Origin of the sequence: Pseudomonas agronomica, assembly GCF_025917275.1 — a bacterium.
Classification (GTDB): domain Bacteria; phylum Pseudomonadota; class Gammaproteobacteria; order Pseudomonadales; family Pseudomonadaceae; genus Aquipseudomonas; species Aquipseudomonas agronomica.
In genome coordinates, this window is the sequence record NZ_JAOSHO010000979.1 from 1 (window position 1) to 647 (window position 647).

Here is a 647-nt window from a genome sequence, read left to right on the forward strand (position 1 = left end):
TTCGCGAGCAGGCTCGCTCCCACCTTGGCTCAGTGTTTCCCACCTTGGCTCAGCGTTTTTCCAGGGCCATATTCAGCGCCAGCACGTTCACCACCGGCGGGCCCACCAAGGGCCGCTCGGTGTTGTCGTCGAGCAACTGCTGCAACGTCGACACCGGCACATTCCTGGCGGCGGCGACTCGCGCCAGTTGATAGGCAATCGCCGCCGGAGGCAAGTGCGGATCCAGCCCACTGCCGGAGGTGGTCAGCAGCGCCAGGGGCACCGGGCCCTGATTGGGAACTTGCAGCTTATGGGCGTCATCGATCACGCGGGTGGCCAGCGCCGGGTTGCTGGGCGAAAGATTGCTTGCGCCGCTGGCCACTGTGGCAAAGGCACCTGCCGAGGGGCGCGGATGAAACCAGCCGTCGCCGATGAAATCCTGGGCGATCAACCGGGAGCCTCGGACTTTTCCGTCGGCATCATGGACCAGGCTGCCGTTGGCCTGGTCCGGGAAGGCGACTTGCGCCACACCGGTGACGAGCAATGGATAGGCGACGCCAGTGAGCAGCGTCATCAGGAGTAACAGGCTCAAGGCCGGGCGAATCAGGGTGAACATTTTTTAGAACCTCAAGGGTGTACACACCGTGGCGAGGGAGCTTGCTCCCGCT

Annotated in this window: 1 protein-coding gene; it reads right to left on the reverse strand. The window is 64.0% G+C overall.

Annotated elements, in window-relative coordinates:
* Nucleotides 1-49 precede the first annotated feature (49 nt).
* Entirely contained in the window at nucleotides 50-595 is a 546-nt protein-coding gene (kdpC, locus tag OC610_RS28485) for a potassium-transporting ATPase subunit KdpC (protein ID WP_264433076.1), read from the reverse strand.
* Nucleotides 596-647 lie beyond the last annotated feature (52 nt).

Bases quoted from the DNA above. Each gene is read 5' to 3' on its own strand.
- kdpC (WP_264433076.1), bottom strand. From the start codon at position 595: ATGTTCACCCTGATTCGCCCGGCCTTGAGCCTGTTACTCCTGATGACG.